Origin of the sequence: Streptomyces sp. URMC 123 (assembly GCF_051386515.1) — a bacterium.
Classification (GTDB): Bacteria; Actinomycetota; Actinomycetes; order Streptomycetales; family Streptomycetaceae; genus Streptomyces.
On sequence record NZ_JBPQTV010000173.1, the window covers coordinates 1 to 13092 of the forward strand.

Sequence of the window (13092 nt, forward strand, 5' to 3'; positions counted from 1 at the left end):
TATAAGAGACAGGGGCATGTCACCCCGGGCCGCCGCCGTTTCCGTTTCCGGGTCTCTCCGCGACCGGCTGGCCGTGCTCGTCTGCCCGTGCTCGTCTGCCCAGTGATTCCCGTCGTGAAACAGTGATGTTTTCTATGAGACATTCATGTCTCATTTGGTTTACGCTCGTCTCATGACCGTGGATCGACAGTACGTACTGAGCCGGGCAGCCGCCCTTCTCACCCGCAAGGCCACCGCCTCCATGGACGAGATCGCGAAGGCCGCGGGGATCAGTCGCGCCACCCTGCACCGGCACTTCGCCGGGCGCGACGCCCTGGTGCGCGCGCTCGGCGTGCTCGGCATCCAGCAGATCGAGGAGTGCCTGGACGCGGCCCGCATCGAGGAGGGCGACCCCGTCGCCGCCGTGCGCCGGCTCGTCGACGAGGCCATGCCGGCCGCCGGCTTCCTCGCCTTCCTCTACGGCGAGAACCAGCTCTACGAGGCCACCGAGATGGACGAGGCGTGGGCGCGCGTCGACGAACGCGTGATCGCCCTCTTCCGCCGCGGCCAGGACCAGGGGCTGTTCCGCATCGACCTCACCCCCGGCTGGCTGTGCGAGGCGCTCTACGCGCTGATCGCCGCCTCCGCCTGGGCCGTGCAGGACGGCCGGGTCGCCCAGCGCGACTCCGGCCGCATGGTCGCCGAATTGCTGCTCGCCGGAATGAAACGGAGCGTGGAGAAGTGAACCGCGACACCGCACAGCTCGCCGCCGAGCGGACCGGAGGCGCGGAGCACCAGGGCCGGCCGGGCCGCTGGCTTGCCCTCGCCGTCCTCGCCCTGGCCGTGCTGCTGGTCGCGGTCGACGCGACCGTCCTGGGCCTGGCCACCCCGTTCCTCAGCGAGGACCTGCGCCCCTCCGGCACCCAGCTGCTGTGGATCGGTGACGTCTACTCGTTCGTCATCGCGGGCCTGCTGGTCTCCATGGGCAGCCTCGGCGACCGGATCGGCCGCAAGAAGCTGCTGCTGACCGGCGCCGTCGCGTTCGGCGCCGTCTCGGTCCTGGCCGCCTACGCGGGCACCCCCGAGACGATGATCGCCGCCCGGGCGCTGCTCGGCGTCGCCGGCGCCACGCTGATGCCGTCCACCCTCGCGCTGATCCGCAACATCTTCCCCGACCCGCGCGAGCGCAGCTTCGCGGTCGGCATCTGGGGCGCCATGGCCTCGGCCGGCGCGGCCGTGGGGCCGGTGGTCGGCGGTTTCCTGCTGGAGCACTTCTGGTGGGGCTCGGTCTTCCTGATCAACCTGCCGGTGATGGTGGTGCTGGTCCTCGTCGGCATCAAGCTGCTGCCCGAGTCGAAGAACCCCGACCCCGGCCCCTGGGACCTGACCAGCGTCGGGCTCTCCCTGGTCGGCATGATCGGCGTGGTCTATTTCGTCAAGGAGCTCGCCGCCCACGGCCTCGGCTGGGACAGCGTGCTCATCGGCATCGCCGGCGCGGCGGCGCTCGTGCTGTTCGTGCGGCGCCAGCTCACGCTGCCCGCGCCGCTGCTCGACATGAGGCTCTTCCGGCACCGGGGCTTCTCGGCCGCGGTCATGGCCGACCTGCTCACCGTCCTCGGGCTCTCCGGACTGGTCTTCTTCCTGTCCCAGTTCTTCCAGCTGGTGCAGGGGCGGACGCCGCTGGAGGCGGGCATCGCCGAGCTGCCGGCCGCGGTCGGCGCGGTGGTCGCCGGCCTGCTCGCCGGCATCGCGGCCCGCCGCTACTCGGTACGGGCGGTGGTCGCGGGCGGTCTCGCGGCCATCGGGCTCGCGCTGGCGGTGCTCATCGGCTTTCACGCGAACACGGCCTACCCCGTGCTCGGCGCGGTGCTGCTGACCGTCGGCATCGGCGCCGGCCTGTCCTTCACGGTCACGGCCGACGTGATCCTCTCCAGCGTGCCCAAGGAGCAGGCCGGCGCGGCCTCGGCGGTCTCGGAGACCGCCTACGAGCTGGGCGCGGCGCTCGGCATCGGGCTGCTCGGCTCCATCGTGATCGGCGTCTACCGGGGCTTCGCCACGCCGGACGGGGTGCCCGGTCCGGCGGCGGACGCGGCCCGCGAGTCGCTGGGCGGCGCGGTGGAGGCGGCGGCGACGCTGCCGGGCGACACGGGGGCCGCGCTGCTGTCGAGCGCGCAGCTCGCGTTCGTCGACGGCCTGCGCATCGCCTGCGGCGTGGGCGCGGCGGTGCTCCTGGCGACCGCGGTCGCCGCGTGGTTCCTGCTGCGGGGCCAGCGGCTGGACGGCGAGTCCACGCCGCACTGAGCACCCGGGGCGCCGGCCCGCGCCGCCGCCCCGGCCCGCCATGACGCCGGCCCGCGAAGGAGCTTTCGCCCCTTCGCGGGCCGGTGTGGCGTTGGTGGCCTCGGCGATTTTCGGCCAAGGTGCGGCGCGGGACGCGAAGGGCGTCAGGCCGCCCGGGCCTTCGTGGCGTACATGTCGACGTACTCCTGGCCGGACAGCCGCATGACCTCGCTCATGACCTCGTCGGTCACGGCCCGCAGGACATATCGGTCCCGGTCCATGCCCTCGTAGCGGGAGAAGTCCAGCGGCTCGCCGAAGCGGACCGTCACCCGGCGGCTGATGCGCGGCACGCCCCGGCCGGTCGGCTGCACCTTCTCGGTGCCGATCATCGCGAACGGCACGACCGGCGCCCCGGTCATCAGCGCCAGCCGGGCGATGCCCGTGCGGCCGCGGTAGAGACGGCCGTCGGGGGAGCGCGTGCCCTCGGGGTAGATGCCGAAGACCTTGCCCTCCTCCAGCACCCGGCGGCCCGTCATCAGCGCCGCCACACCGCCGTGTCCGCCGTCGCGATCCACCGGGATCATCCCGGAGTTGCTGAAGAACCACCCCATCAGGCGACCCTTCACGCCCTTGCCCTTGACGTACTCGTCCTTGCCGATGAAGTACACGTACCGCTTCACCACCAGGCCCAGGAAGAGCGAGTCGATGAAGGTGAGGTGGTTGCCGGCGAGGATCACCGGCCCCTCCGCGGCGATGTGCCGCGCGCCCTCCACCCGTGGGCGGTACAGCACGCGCATGAGCAGTCCGAGGAACGCCTTCAGCAGGATGCGGGACAACGGGCCCTCCGTCGATCGGTCGTGGTGGCTCCGGACGCGCTGCGCGTCCGGGTAGGAACCGCGTACCCCGTCGCGCGCCGTGTTCGCCGCACGTGTGTGCAGACGGGGACGATACTCGTGGGTCACCTCCTCGCGCACGTCGGGTTCACCGGGTGGATACGGGCTGTTGACGCGCGTTCCGCCCGCGTTCGGCGTCCCGTCATGTCCATGAGGGCCTGGAGGGTCTAATATCGGCCAACCATTCGAGGGTTCGTCAGGTGCCGGCAGAGTTCCGGAAGCACACGGACGACCCCGTACGTCCCGGACAAGACGGAAGTCCCGGACGTCACGTACGTCATCGCGAGGAGTGTTCATGCAGCAGGAGCAGCGGCCGGGTCGGCGCGCCCTCTTGGGGGCGGCAGCGGCGGTCGGCGCCGGTGCCGTCGTCCTCGGCGGCGCGGGTGCCGCCGGGGCCACGGAGACCGCCGGGGCCCCCGCCCCGACGGACCGGTACGGCCTGCCGGTGCCCACGGTCGTCGGGCACCGCGGGGCCTGCGGCTACCGCCCCGAGCACACCCTCGGCTCCTACCAGCTCGCCCTGGACATGGGCGCCGACGTCATCGAGCAGGACGTCGTGCCCACCAAGGACGGCCACCTCGTCTGCCGGCACGAGAACGACATCACCGGCACCACCGATGTCGCCTCCCGCCCGGAGTTCGCGGACCGCAAGGCGACGAAGGTCGTCGACGGCGAGTCCCACACCGGCTGGTTCACCGAGGACTTCACCCTCGCGGAGCTCAAGCGGCTGCGCGCCAAGGAGCGCATCCCGGACGTCCGCCAGCGCAACACCGTCTACGACGGCCTCTGGGACGTCCCCACCCTGGAGGAGGTCCTGAAGTGGGCCGACCAGCGGGGCCGTGAGCGCGGCCGCCGGGTCTGGCTGCACATCGAGACCAAGCACCCCACCTACTTCCGCAAGCTCGGCCTCGGCCTGGAGGAGCGGCTGGCCAAGCTGCTGCGCGCCTACGGTCGGCACGGCCGGCAGTCCGCGACCTTCCTCCAGTCCTTCGAGCCCAGCAGCCTCCAGCGGCTCAACCGGCTCGGCGTGGAGTGCCCCAAGGTCGTGCTGCTGGACGACCTCAACGTCCGCCCCTGGGACTTCGTCGAGGCCAACGACCCGCGCACGACCGCCGACCTGATCAAGCCCGAGGGCCTGGCCTGGATCGCGCGGTTCGCCCAGGGCATCGGCCCCTGGGTCAACACCGTCATCCCGCGGGACGCCAACGACAACCTCGGCGAGCCCACCAGCCTGGTGCGCGACGCCCACAAGGCGGGGCTGATCCTCCACCCGTACACGCACCGCAACGAGAACCAGTTCCTGCCCAAGGACTTCCGGCGCGGCACCGACCCGGCCGCGTACGGCGACTCCTTCGGCCTGCTCAAGCGCTTCTTCGAGCTGGGCATCGACGGCATCTTCAGCGACAACCCGGACACCGCGCTGCTGGCCCGCGAGGCCTTCCGCAAGGGCTGATCCGGCTCCGGGGCCGGGCCGGCGGCACGGCCCGGCCCACCGCGCGGCGCCGTCCGGCCCGCGTTACACGGACGGGTGACCCCCGGCCGACATGACACCGAGTGATCTCCTCACCGAGTTGCGCCCCCTGCTCGCCGCCGAGGCCGCGGCCGAGGCCCACGGCATCGGCGTCGAACCCGCCGACCTCGAACAGGGCGTCTGGCTGCGGCTGCTGGAACGCACCCGGGCGGCCGGCCCGCCCAGCGAGCCCACCGCCTGGCTGCGCACCGCCGTGCGCAGAGAGGCGCGCAGCGCCCGCCGCCGCGCCCGGCGCGAGGTGAGCTGCGGCCCGGCGGCGCTGGAGCGGCGCGCGGGCGAGCGGCCGGGCGGCGGGGCGGAGTCCAGCGTGGAGCGCCAGGTGCTCGACGCGGAGAAGTGCCGGCTGCTGCGCGAGGCCGTCCGCAGGCTCCCCGGGCGCTGCCCCCGGCTGCTGGGCGCGCTGCTCTCCCGGTCCGATCCGACCTACCGTGAGATCGCAGCCGAGTTGGGAATCTCACAAGGGAGTCTGGGGCCCGTACGCTCCCGCTGCCTTGGATGTTTGCGCAGAATGCTGACGGCGGAGATTGCGGCTTCCGAACTTTGGGGAAAGGAGCGGTAGCCGACCGACGCCACGGAGCGGGCGTGCGACCCCACGGCGGCTCCGGTCAGGGCAGCACCGCCCCGGGCACCGCACACACCCTCGTCCCGCCCGGGCGGACCGAACAAGGGGAGGCATGCGCACATGGGCATGAGCGTGACCATCTCTGCGGCGACCGATCAGGACGCCGAGCAGATTCTGAAGCTCCAGTACCTCTGCTACCAGAGCGAGGCGGAGCTCTACGGCGACTACACCATCGAACCGCTCACCCAATCCCTCGACGACCTCCGTGCCGAGCTGAGCCAGGGCCGCGTCCTGGTGGCCCGGCTCGGTGCGGAGGTCGTCGGTTCGGTCCGCGCCACGGTCGACGAGCACGGCACCGCCAGCATCGGGAAGCTGATGGTCCACCCGCGGCTGCGCGGGCACGGGCTCGGCGGGCGGCTGATCAACGCGATCGAGAAGGAGCTGGCGGAGGAGCTCGCCGCCAAGCGGTACCGGCTGCTGACCGGGCACCGCAGCGAGGGCGGCCTGCGGCTCTACCGCCGGCTCGGCTACGCGCCGGTGGGCACGGAAGAGGTGTCCCGGCGGCTCAGCGTGATCACGCTGGAGAAGGAGGCGGCGGACACCCAGCCGTCGTACGCGGCCAGCGCGTGACGCGTCCACCCGGCCCCCACGGGGGCCGGGTGCGCTCTTTCGTCGGGCTCGTGGGGCTGTGTCAGGCTCCTGGGGCCGGCCGCGCCCGCTTGAGCCAGATCAGGCCCGACACCGGCAGGGCCAGCGGCAGGAAGAGATACCCCATCCCGTAGTCCGACCACACCGTCGCGTCCGGGAACGCCGAGGGCTCCACCAGCGTCCACGTGCCGACCGTCAGCACGCCGACCAGCTCGGCCACGCAGCAGCCCATCGCCAGCCGGCGCGCCCGCTCCCCGCCCCTGAGGAGCGAGAACAGGATGAACGCGTACACCAGCGCGGCCACCGCCGACAGCACGTACGCGAGCGGCGCGCGGTCGAACTTCATGATCATCTGTACGAGGGAGCGGGACGCCGCCCCGACGGTGAAGACGCCGTACAGCAGCACCAGCAGCCGTCCGGGCCCGCTGCCGAGCCCGGCCGCGCCCCGCGAGGTGCCGGACGCCGCGTCGGTCGGTGTGCCGGCGCCCGCGCCGGACGCCGTGGGTTCAGCCACCGCTGCCGCCTCCCCAGATGTCGAACAACCGCACTTCGAGCACGGCCAGGACCACCGCGCCGGCCGCCACCGTCGCGGACCCCCACCGGGTGCGCTCCGACAGCGACAGGAAACCGGCCGCCGGCACGGCGGCGGCCGCACCGAACAGATACGCGACGAATATCGCCGTGCCGTCGCGCGGCTCCTCGCCCCGGCCGAGCAGCACGAAGCCGATGACGAGCTGGACCAGGACCAGCAGGGTGACCACGGCCATGCCGATGAAGTGCCAGTCCTTGGTCGGCTGGTCGCGGAAGAAGGCATGGCCGCACCAGGCGGCGAGGACCAGCGCGGCCACGCCGACCGCGGCGGTCAGGGCGTCGGTCACCGGGACCTCCGGGCGGCGCCCCGGCGCTCGCCGGGGCGGACGGGGAAGCGGACGAGCATGGCACGACTCTAATCCGCCGCCTCCCCCCGCCGGCCCCCGGCCCCGCCGCGCCCCGTACGCCGGTGTGCGGGGCCGAGCGGCATGTCCGCGTGGTGATCGGTCCTGTCCGTCATTCGGACAGGGTTGATCGGTCCGGACACCTGTCTGGTTTACTTGCCCGCATGACCACGACGAGCAGCCGCACCCCTGCGACCGAGGCGATGATGACGCCCGGTGCTCGCCGCATGTGTCGAATGTGTGACCGCTGAGGGCCCCCGCCTGAGCCTCGCGCCCCGAAGCGAGACCCCGCGACGCCGTGTCCGTACCGCGTACGACAACGAGCCCGCCCCGCGTCACCGGAAGTTCCCCGCCGCGCCCTCCGCGCCCGCCGGACCTCCCCCATGTCGCGCTCCGCAAGTGTTTGCCCCGTGCGCGGTGGCCGAATCGCCGCGCACTCGACAGTGACGGAATCCCTGTGATCACCACTACGGGCCTGACCAAGGTCTACCGCTCACGAGGCCGCGAGGTCACCGCCCTGCACGGCGTCGACCTGCACGTCCGTGAGGGCGAGGTGTACGGCGTCGTCGGCCAGAGCGGCGCCGGCAAGTCCACCCTCATCCGCTGCGTCAACCTGCTGGAGCGCCCCAGCTCCGGAACGGTGACCGTCGACGGCCAGGACCTCACCGCCCTGGCCGGCCGGGGCCAGCGCGCCGGCCGCGAGCTGCGCCGGGCCCGCAGCCGGATCGGCATGGTCTTCCAGCACTTCAACCTGCTGTCCGCGCGGACCGTGCAGGGCAATGTCGAGCTGCCCCTGGAGATCCTCGGCGTCTCCGGCAAGGAGCGCTCCCGCAAGGCCCTGGAGCTGCTCGACCTGGTCGGCCTCGCCGACAAGGCCAAGGCCTACCCCGGCCAGCTCTCCGGCGGCCAGAAGCAGCGTGTCGGCATCGCCCGCGCCCTGGCCGGCGACCCCAAGGTGCTCCTCTCGGACGAGGCGACCTCCGCGCTCGACCCCGAGACGACCCGCTCGATCCTCCAGCTGCTGCGCGACCTCAACCGGCAGCTCGGGCTGACCGTGCTGCTGATCACGCACGAGATGGACGTCGTCAAGACCATCTGCGACTCCGCGGCGCTGATGAAGGGCGGCCGGGTCGTCGAGTCCGGCACCGTCTCCGAGCTGCTGGCCACGCCGGGCTCCGAGCTCGCCCAGGAGCTGTTCCCGGTGGGCGGCGAGCCCTCGGCCCCGGACCGCACGGTGGTGGACGTCACCTTCCGCGGCGAGGCCGCGACCCAGCCGGTGATCTCCCAGCTCTCGCGCACGTACAACATCGACATCTCGATCCTCGGCGCCGCGATGGACACCATCGGCGGCAAGCAGGTCGGCCGGATGCGCATCGAGCTGCCCGGCCGGTTCGAGGAGAACGTCGTGCCCATCGGGTTCCTGCGCGAGCAGGGGCTGCAGGTCGATGTGGCCGATGTGACCGACGCGGCCGGCTCGGGCGACGCGGCCGGCACGGCCGCCGTCACCGGTACGGCGATCCCGGCACCCGCCGACGAGCTCCTGAAGGAAGGTGCCAAGTGACCTGGTCCGAGATGCAGCCGGAGCTGTACAAGGCGTGTCTGGACACCCTCTTCATGGTGTGGTGGTCCTCCCTCTACACCGTCCTCGGCGGACTCCCGCTGGGTGTCCTGCTGGTCATCACCGGCCGGGGCGGGCTGCTCCAGAGCGTCGCGGTGAACAAGGTGCTCGGCGGGGTGGTGAACATCGGCCGCTCGATCCCCTTCATCATCCTGATCGTCTGGCTGATCCCCTTCACCCGGTTCGTCATGGGCGACTCCATCGGCCCCAGCGCGGCGGTGGTGGCGCTGTCCATCGGCGCCGTCCCGTTCTTCGCCCGACTGGTGGAGACCGCGCTCCGCGAGGTCGACCACGGGCTGGTCGAGGCCGCGCAGGCCATGGGCGGCGGCAACTGGACGATCATCCTCAAGGTGCTGCTGCCGCAGGCCCTGCCCTCGCTCGTCGCGGGCCTCACCACCACGGTCATCACCCTCATCAGCTACTCGGCGATGGCCGGCGCCGTCGGCGGCGGCGGCCTCGGCAACCTCGCCATCACCTACGGCTACATGCGCTCCGAGCACGGCCTGATGAACATCACCATCGTGCTGCTGATCGTGATCGTGATGGCCGTGCAGTTCGCCGGCGACCGCGTGGTGCGCAGGCTGGCGCAGCGCAGCGGGCGCTCCGCCGCCCCCGTCGGACTGCGCGCCCTGTGGGCGGCCCGGACCACCGCGTCCTGATCAAGACCTCCTGAGACGCCCCCGGCCGGCCCGGGGGCGGCGGGCCCCCGCGGCCCCGTTCTCCTGAGCAACCCCACGAGCCCGGACCCTTTGCCGGGCACTTATCTCGTGAGATCAAGAAAGAGGCACTCTTCGTGCGCGACACCATCAAGATCACCGCATTCGCCGCGGCCGCCGTGGCCCTCACCCTCTCCGCCACCGCGTGCAGCGCCCCCTCCGACGTCGACGCCTCCAGCGCCAGGAAGGGGGACCCGAACGGGACCCTCGTCGTCGCCGCCAGTCCCACCCCGCACGCCGACATCCTGAACTTCGTCCGCGACAAGCTCGCCAAGGACGCCGGGCTGGACCTGGTGGTGAAGGAGTTCAACGACTACGTCCTGCCCAACACCGCCACCCAGAACGGCGAGGTCGGCGCGAACTTCTTCCAGCACAAGCCCTATCTCGACGACTTCAACAAGAAGAACAAGACGGACATCGTGCCCGTCGTCAACGTCGAGATCGAGCCGCTCGGCCTCTACTCCAAGAAGGTCGAGAAGGTCGGCGACCTCACCTCCGGCAACCGGATCGTGGTGCCCAACGACGCCACCAACGAGGGCCGCGCGCTCAAGCTGCTGGCCGACAACGGCGTGATCGAGCTCAAGGAGGGCGTCGGCGCCGGGGCGAAGCTGTCCGACATCAAGGACCGCAAGGGCATCGAGATCGTCGAGATCGAGGCCGCCCAGATCCCGGCCCGGCTCGCCGACGTCGACGCCGCCGTCATCAACGGCAACTTCGCCATCGGCGCCAAGCTCAACCCCGCCAAGGACTCCCTCGCCCTGGAGAAGGCCGAGGGCAACCCCTACGCCAACTTCCTCGCCGTGAAGCGCGGCAACGAGAGCGACCCGCGCGTCCAGAAGCTGGCCAAGCTGCTCAACTCCGACGAGGTGAAGAACTTCATCCAGCAGAAGTTCAGCAACGGGGCGGTCATCCCGGCCTTCGGCCCGGCCCAGGGCTGAGCCCCGCCCCCCGAGGCCCGGCCGCGGGCCGGAGCCGGCACCGCCGACCCCGTACCGGGCCGAGCCCGGCCCCTTCGCTGCACTTCCGGGCCCGATGCTGCATGCTGGCGGAGCCCGGACATCATCGGGACCCACACGGCCACACAGCCTCTGGTTACGGAGCGGCGCATGACACCCACCTTCCCGGACATCACCATCAGCACGGACCGGCTGGTGCTGCGCCCGTTCGAGGAAGCGGACGTGCCCGCGCTCGTCGACATGATGAACGACGAGCTGATCGTCGCCTGGACCTCCGTGCCCCACCCGTACACCGCGGCCGACGCCGAGGCGTGGGTCCGCAGGATCGCTCCTGCGGAGCGCGCGGAGGGCCGCGGCATCGTCTTCGCCGTCACCGAGTTCCTCACCCAGCGCCTCGTCGGCATCGTCCACCTCCGCGGCACCGACTGGCGCACCCGCGCCACCGAGGTCTCCTACGTCACCGCCCCCTGGGCCCGCGGCGAGGGGTACGCCACCGAATCCGTCCTCGCCGTCGCCCAGTGGCTCTTCCAGGACCAGCGCTTCGAGCGGCTGGAGCTGCGCACCGCGGCCGGCAACACCGCCTCCCAGCAGGTCGCCCAGAAGATCGGCTGCATCAGCGAGGGCGTCCTGCGCAACGCCTGGATAGTGCGCGCGCAGGGCGAGACCGACGACTGGGTCGACACCCGTACCGACCTGATCGTCTGGAGCCTGCTGCCCGAGGACCTGGACGGCATGGTCGAGCACCTGGCGGGCGCGGGCGAGTACGCCGTCGCCGACTGGGGCTGACCCTCGGCCGCCATGGTCCGGACCAGGCGGGGTAGTCTCTGCCTGCTCCGACCGCGCCCCACTCCACCGCACGACGTTCACTCGCGACTTTCCCAGGAGACTGACGACGATGGCCGACCGGGTGACGGTGATCGGGTGGGACGGCTCGCCGCTGACCGCGGCGGCCCGCTCCGCCCTCGGCGCGGCCACCCTCGTGGCCGGCGCCGCGCACCACCTCGCCCTGCCCGAAGTCCCGCCCGGCGCCGAGCGGATCAGGCTCGGCAGCGTGGACCTCGCCGCCCGCAGGATCGCCGGGCACCGCGGCTCCGCCGTGGTCCTCGCCGACGGCGACCCCGGCTTCTTCGGCGTCGTCAGAAACCTCCGCGCCCCCGAACACGGCCTGGAGGTCGAGGTCGTGCCCGCCGTCTCCTCGGTGGCCGCCGCCTTCGCCCGCGCCGGCATGCCCTGGGACGACGCCCAGGTCGTCGTCGCCCACAGCCGCGACCTGCGCCGCGCCGTGAACGTCTGCCGGGCCCACCCCAAGGTCGCCGTGCTCACCTCGCCCGGCGCCGGCCCCGCCGAACTCGCCCTGCTCCTCGACGAGGTGCACCGCACCTTCGTGATCTGCGAGGCCCTCGGCACCTCCCGGGAGCGGGTGACCGTGCTGACCTCCGACAAGGTCGCCGACCACACCTGGCGCGACCCCAACGTCGTCATCGTCATCGGGGGCCTCAGCAGCCCCGCCGCCCCGCGCCCCGGCGAGCGCGGACCCGCCGCCGGCGGCTGGATTCTCGGCCGCGACCCCGCCGCCCAGCCCGGCGCCCGGGGCTGGGCCCTGCCCGCCCACGCGTACGGCGGCGAGTCGGTCGGCGAGGGCGAGTCCGCCTCCCTGCGGGCCGGCCAACTCGCCCGCCTCGGCCCCCGCGTCGGCGACCTCGTCTGGGACATCGGCTCGGGCAGCGGCGCCGCCGCCGTCGACGTGGCGCGCTTCGGAGCCGCCGTCATCGCCGTCGACCGCGACCCCGCCGCCTGCGCCCGCACCGCCGACGCCGCCCGCCGCTTCGCCGTCCAACTCCAGGTCGTGCACGGCACCGCGCCCCAGATCCTGGAGAACCTGCCCGAGCCCGACGTGGTCCGGATCGGCGGCGGGGGAGCGGCCGTCGCCACCGCCGTCGCCGCCCGCAGGCCCGAGCGGATCGTGACCCACGCGACCACCCGCGACGACGCCGAGGCCATCGGCCGGGCGCTGTCCGACGGCGGCTACGGCGTCGAGTGCGCCCTGGTCCAGACCGTCGACCTGGACACCGCCGCCTGGACGGAACGCCGGCGCAGCGTCGTCTTTCTGCTCTGCGGTCACCGCCCGCGCGCCGCTTCCTGACATTCGCCCCCCGGCCGGTACGGGCCCTGGTGGGAGGTAGGCTGGCGGATCGTTGTACAGCCGTACGGCGTTCGGCGCGCCGTTCGCCAAGGACCCGGGTACCCGCCCCTCTTACGAGCGTGGGGTACGACCTGGCGGGGGAGGCGCGACGTGCCGCGCGGCGCGCCCGCTCGTTCTTCCCTGGGGGCGGCCGCGGCGCCGCGGCCCCGAGCGCCGGACGAGCGGTACGAAGGAGCACTGATCAATGGGCGAGGGGTACGCATGACCGACACCGGCCAGGTCCCGGGCGAGGGACAGCCGGAGAACGCAGGCGGACAGCAGGAACGGCCGTACGCGGCCCCCTCGGCCCCCGCCGGCGCCGGCCACGGAGAACAGCCGGGCCTTCCGGCCCCCGACGCGTACGCCTTCCACGACCCGGCCGAGGCCCTGGTCGAGGAGGACGACCTGCTGTTGATGCCGAGCCCGCAGGGCGCGTGGGGCGAGCACCCGCCGGTGGTCGCGCCGGCGGTGGCGGTGCCCCCGTCGGCGCAGCCGCCCGTCCCGCCGGTCCCGCCGGCCCAGGACCCGGCGCTCGCGCAGGGCGCCCCCGCCGGCGCTCCGGCGCCGCAGCCCGCGCACGCCCCGCAGCCCCTGCCCGCGGAGCACCCGGCGCCGACGGCGTCCCCGGCGCCCGCCGCGGTCGCGGAGCCGGTGGCACCGCATCAGCAGCCGGTGCACGACGGGCCGGCGCACGCCGGTGAGCCGTACCCCGCCGAGCCGCGGGCCGCCGAACCCACCGCCCCGGGCGCGCCCTGCTCCGCGGCGGCGGCGAGGTCGGCGGCGGCCTGGGGG

13 protein-coding genes and 1 pseudogene are annotated in these 13092 nt (G+C 73.0%); 11 read left to right on the forward strand and 3 right to left on the reverse strand.

Annotation, left to right across the window (positions count from 1 at the left end; all coding sequences use genetic code 11):
• The first annotated feature begins 172 nt into the window (after positions 1-172).
• Entirely contained in the window at positions 173-724 is a 552-nt protein-coding gene (locus ACSNOD_RS19730; protein ID WP_436768304.1) for a TetR/AcrR family transcriptional regulator, read from the forward strand.
• Entirely contained in the window at positions 721-2280 is a 1560-nt protein-coding gene (locus ACSNOD_RS19735; RefSeq protein WP_436768305.1) for an MFS transporter, read from the forward strand. Before ACSNOD_RS19730 ends, ACSNOD_RS19735 begins: the two co-directional genes overlap by 4 nt.
• Before the next feature lie 143 nt (positions 2281-2423).
• Here the strand turns inward: ACSNOD_RS19735 and ACSNOD_RS19740 are convergent, their stop codons facing one another.
• The gene (locus ACSNOD_RS19740) at positions 2424-3095 is read right to left on the reverse strand and encodes a lysophospholipid acyltransferase family protein (protein ID WP_436768306.1); all 672 of its coding nucleotides are present in this window, start codon (positions 3093-3095) and stop codon (positions 2424-2426) included.
• Between the two features lie 352 nt (positions 3096-3447).
• Between ACSNOD_RS19740 and ACSNOD_RS19745 the strand changes: the two genes are divergently transcribed.
• From ACSNOD_RS19745 to ACSNOD_RS19755, 3 genes are all read left to right on the forward strand, one after another.
• Positions 3448-4605, forward strand: coding sequence for a glycerophosphodiester phosphodiesterase (locus ACSNOD_RS19745; protein WP_436768307.1), 1158 nt, complete (start codon positions 3448-3450; stop codon positions 4603-4605).
• 91 nt (positions 4606-4696) lie between these two features.
• Positions 4697-5242 (forward strand): sigma-70 family RNA polymerase sigma factor, encoded by a 546-nt coding sequence (locus ACSNOD_RS19750; protein ID WP_436768308.1) that lies wholly within the window; start codon positions 4697-4699, stop codon positions 5240-5242.
• Between the two features lie 123 nt (positions 5243-5365).
• On the forward strand, positions 5366-5875 hold the full coding sequence (locus ACSNOD_RS19755; protein ID WP_436768309.1) for a GNAT family N-acetyltransferase: 510 nt from the start codon (positions 5366-5368) through the stop codon (positions 5873-5875).
• A gap of 61 nt (positions 5876-5936) precedes the next feature.
• Here ACSNOD_RS19755 and ACSNOD_RS19760 read toward each other — a convergent pair whose 3' ends face one another.
• Both ACSNOD_RS19760 and ACSNOD_RS19765 read right to left on the reverse strand, forming a co-directional pair.
• Entirely contained in the window at positions 5937-6407 is a 471-nt protein-coding gene (locus tag ACSNOD_RS19760; RefSeq protein WP_436768310.1) for a hypothetical protein, read from the reverse strand.
• A complete protein-coding gene (locus ACSNOD_RS19765; RefSeq protein ID WP_436768311.1) occupies positions 6400-6771 on the reverse strand; it encodes a hypothetical protein in 372 nt (123 codons plus the stop codon). The genes ACSNOD_RS19760 and ACSNOD_RS19765 overlap by 8 nt, the downstream gene beginning before the upstream one ends.
• Positions 6772-7285: 514 nt before the next feature.
• Here ACSNOD_RS19765 and ACSNOD_RS19770 point away from each other — a divergent pair.
• The 6 genes and pseudogenes from ACSNOD_RS19770 to ACSNOD_RS19795 all read left to right on the forward strand — a co-directional run.
• Positions 7286-8389: a methionine ABC transporter ATP-binding protein gene (locus tag ACSNOD_RS19770; RefSeq protein WP_436768312.1), complete on the forward strand. Its 1104-nt coding sequence runs from the start codon at positions 7286-7288 to the stop codon at positions 8387-8389.
• Positions 8386-9105: a methionine ABC transporter permease gene (locus ACSNOD_RS19775; RefSeq protein ID WP_436768313.1), complete on the forward strand. Its 720-nt coding sequence runs from the start codon at positions 8386-8388 to the stop codon at positions 9103-9105. The genes ACSNOD_RS19770 and ACSNOD_RS19775 overlap by 4 nt, the downstream gene beginning before the upstream one ends.
• A gap of 134 nt (positions 9106-9239) precedes the next feature.
• Positions 9240-10100: a MetQ/NlpA family ABC transporter substrate-binding protein gene (locus ACSNOD_RS19780; RefSeq protein WP_436768314.1), complete on the forward strand. Its 861-nt coding sequence runs from the start codon at positions 9240-9242 to the stop codon at positions 10098-10100.
• Between the two features lie 168 nt (positions 10101-10268).
• A complete protein-coding gene (locus ACSNOD_RS19785) occupies positions 10269-10904 on the forward strand; it encodes a GNAT family N-acetyltransferase (protein ID WP_436768315.1) in 636 nt (211 codons plus the stop codon).
• A 109-nt stretch (positions 10905-11013) separates the two neighbouring features.
• Positions 11014-12261, forward strand: coding sequence for a precorrin-6y C5,15-methyltransferase (decarboxylating) subunit CbiE (gene cbiE, locus ACSNOD_RS19790; protein ID WP_436768316.1), 1248 nt, complete (start codon positions 11014-11016; stop codon positions 12259-12261).
• Between the two features lie 261 nt (positions 12262-12522).
• Positions 12523-13092: pseudogene (locus tag ACSNOD_RS19795) on the forward strand (nicotinate-nucleotide--dimethylbenzimidazole phosphoribosyltransferase); the annotation flags it as partial.